The organism is Trinickia sp. (genome assembly GCF_051961175.1).
In the GTDB taxonomy this organism is placed as follows: domain Bacteria; phylum Pseudomonadota; class Gammaproteobacteria; order Burkholderiales; family Burkholderiaceae; genus Trinickia.
In genome coordinates this window covers 1-3,479 of record NZ_JBQCDN010000404.1, presented here as the reverse complement: position 1 = coordinate 3,479, position 3,479 = coordinate 1, and the positions used below count along the sequence as shown (strand labels likewise).

Sequence of the window (3,479 nt, the reverse complement as noted above, 5' to 3'; positions counted from 1 at the left end):
GATGTGCTGCTCGAAGTTTTGAATCCTCAGCCACCCTCCTGCTCGCGCACATACGTCCTTGAGGGCAAGCAAGGACCGTGCACGGCGGCGCCGAATCTCCCGGATCGAGCCCGGACGGCGCGCGGATCAAAGCGAAGGCCGTCGCGGCGCACGCGCGGCGTCGATGCTTACGCCGCCGGCACCCGTCACGCACAGCAGTAGAAATCCCCCGGCGATACCGACGTTTTTCCAGAAATGAATCACCATGTCGTGCTGAAGGGCAGCATTCGTGACGTTCCAGAAATCGTGGCCGAGGATGGCTGTCGCAATGGTATACACCGCCAGGAGCAGGCCGAGCGGCCGGATCAGAAAACCCACGACGAGCAGGATGCCGCCAACGAGTTCTACGGCCGTGGCGACCGCCGCCGCGATTTGCACGAATGGCACGCCTTTCGCCTGCAGGTATCCGACGAAGGCGCCATAGGCGAGCACCTTCATCACACCCGACCAGAGAAAGAGCACCGAAAGCGCCAAACGTGCAATGAGAATAATTCCCGAATCGACGGCACGCGTCATGTATCCAATCCTCCGAATCCGCAGTTGTGCATGAGACCGAAGTAAGGCGCTCTGCGTGGGGCTACGGTAAGCGCTAAAGCGCTCACTGTAGCCGACAGCTAAAACACCCACTCCGGATCGCCGCTGTGCACGAGACCGGAGTAAGGCGCTCTACGTGGGACTACAGTAAGGCACCAACTCCGGATCGCGAAACCATCGCGCGCCTCGCGGGCGCGCGGATGTCGAAGGTGAGGATATGCGCTACGGCCCGGTTTTCCAAGCGCCGGTAGCATCGGCGTTCATCGAAGGGTACCGCGCGCTTACCGGGCGTTCGCCTAACGTGCCATGTGTTCGGCACCGCGGCGAGCCGGTTCGCCAGCGGGGTCGCCGCACTCCGGCACACAGCGTGGATGGCGGGACGAAGGCGATTCGTCGCGCAGGCCGCTGGAATTGAGCAGCCTGTACAACGTGGCACGGGAAATGCCGAGTTCGATGGCGGCGCTCGATAGACTGTACGCGTGGCGCGCAAGTGCATCGCGCACCGCCGCGCGCTCCGCATCGCAGCGAATCTCGGCCAAAGTCCGGCCGCACTTCGTTTCGATGCCGGGCAAGCCCAAATCCGAGGCGGTAATGAACCGCCCTTCCGCCATCACGACGGCACGGCGCACACAGTTGATCAATTCCCGCACGTTACCGGGCCAGCTGTAGTTGAACATCGCCGAGATCGCATCGCTCGAAAACCCGCGAATCTTGCGTGCGCCATCGCGGCGATACAGGTCAAGGGCATGCTGCGCCAGCAGCTTGATGTCCCCCCCGCGCTCGCGCAACGGCGGTTCGTCCAAACGCAGCACGCACAAGCGATGGTACAGGTCCATCCGGAAGCGGCCAGTCTCGATCGCTGCCATCAGATCCACGTGTGTGGCGGAAACGATGCGCACATCGACCTTGATCGGCCCTGTCCCGCCCAGCCGCTCGATCGTGCCTTCCTGCAAGAAACGCAGCAGAACGGCCTGGCATTCATGGGGCATGTCGCCGATTTCATCGAGAAACAGCGTGCCGCCCGCCGCCGCTTCGATGCGGCCGATCTTCCGTTGCAGCGCACCGGTGAACGCGCCGCGCTCATGGCCGAACAATTCCGATTGCAACAACGATGGCGGAATCGCGGCGCAATTGATGGCAACGAACGGTTCTTTTGCGCGGGCCGACCGATCGTGAATGGCGCGGGCCGTCAATTCCTTGCCCGTCCCCGATTCGCCGGCGATAAAAACCGGCGCTTCGTTGCGCGCGCACTTATCGAGACCGCGATTCAGTTGCAGCATCGCTTCGCATTGACCGATCATCGTGCTGCTCACGGCCACCGGCTTCGCATGGTTGGCGGTATCGCGCAACGACCAGAGACCGTCGGCATGGCCCATCAGGATCGTCAGCCTCTCGTCGTTGCAAGGCAACGTCACGAAATCGAAGCAGAAGTCGAGAATGAACCGCCGGATCGAAGGGTCCTCGGCCTGACCGGGCCGCACCTCGGCGATCCATGCGACATCGCTCTGCGAAATGCACGACTCCAGCTCGGCCAATTGCTGAGAACTGCAGGAAACCGGCAGTTGCACGAGCCCAACGTGGATCGCCACGCGTTCGATTGTCCGCTGTACTTGTTGTTGCGTCTTCGCATGAACGACGTGCCAGCCTTCCGACACCAGCCAGTCGACAGTATCCGTGTCTGGCTTGAGCGAGACGAGAAGAACAGTGCGTTCCGCGCCGAGCGGACTAAAAACAGTACTCATGTATTGCCCCCGTATCGATACGCGAGTGTCCTCGGTCAGGCTACCTTGGCGAATCGAATCCAATTTTGATTTCGATCAGTGTTTTTCTACCGCCTGTCTGGCGGGCCAACACTTCCGAAACCGCATCGGCACGCCGTCTCTTGCGGCATTGCCCAATCGCGCTTGGCATGCATGGATTACGATGCTCGGTTGCCTCCGGCCGAATCATCGTACCGAACACACGCCCCCTTACCCTCGGAATCTCTCAAAAGCCTCGCGCATAATGTCCATTGCGCATTTATTTCGTCATGCAATGCAACATAGCCCCCAACCTTACGAATTACTATAGGAAAAAACGCCATCAGGCCGAACACCGAGTCGTGGTACTTTTTACCCTTTTGTGTGGGATGGCGCTCCTTTCGCATCGGAAAGTCCGTCGCCGTGCGCACCGCCGCAGGCTCCGACAGGCCGCGGAGCACGGGTTTTTGGGACCCCATCGAGGTTGCTTTTCTTTCAACCTGCTTGGGGCCGCCGTCCTGTCGCTCTGCTTGCATCGCTGGCTTCGCTGCAGCGCGGCAATTATTTACGCCGCGGGACGTGTTCGCTCAATCCTGCTAATCCCCACGACAATCGGTCTGGCTCGATAAGGACATTCCCTCAGCTAAAGATTTCGCCGTATCGATATCGAAGCGGCCCTCCCGGCAGAAGCAGAGTCATTTCGCTTCCTTATTCGATTTAGCAACATCGGCGACACAGCGGTCGTCGCGTTCACGCCACGGCGAATGCACCACTGCTCGCGGCGATGCGGGCTTTGTGGCCTGCCGTGCGGCGATTCAGTGTGTAGCAAAACTGCGACGACATAAACGCCAAACGTTCGCTGCGCGTCCTCTCGCGGCGGCCGCGCCTTGATATTCAAGCATTTTTCCCGGTTGGCGCGGCGCTTGCTTTAAATAACTTGCCCGCAGGTAGCGCACAACAGCCATCAGAAGATGAATCATGCGAGGGCCGACACAAAATGGCGCGTGGCGTGACCTGCAGCGGCTACTTCCCCTTCGCTGCCGCGCGCATGATGCCACGGCAGCGAAGCGCCGAAATGCAATGCCGAATTGTCCACCAGCACGGGGCCAAACACCCCAGGTATAGAGCCCACCGCCGCGTGCTGCCAACGGGCACAGCTAAACCACG

The 3,479-nt window shown here is 60.6% G+C and carries 3 protein-coding genes; all 3 read right to left on the bottom strand.

The features are described from left to right. Nucleotides 1-126 precede the first annotated feature (126 nt). A complete protein-coding gene (locus tag ACTHL0_RS22940; protein ID WP_440569255.1) occupies nucleotides 127-555 on the bottom strand; it encodes a DoxX family protein in 429 nt (142 codons plus the stop codon). A gap of 314 nt (nucleotides 556-869) precedes the next feature. After that, nucleotides 870-2,315 carry a sigma 54-interacting transcriptional regulator gene (locus ACTHL0_RS22935; protein ID WP_440569254.1) on the bottom strand — a complete coding sequence of 482 codons (1,446 nt, stop codon included), beginning with the start codon at nucleotides 2,313-2,315 and terminating at the stop codon, nucleotides 870-872. 973 nt (nucleotides 2,316-3,288) lie between these two features. Beyond that, nucleotides 3,289-3,479, bottom strand: a 191-nt coding sequence (locus ACTHL0_RS22930) for a hypothetical protein (RefSeq protein WP_440569252.1), incomplete at its 5' end; no start/stop codon positions are given.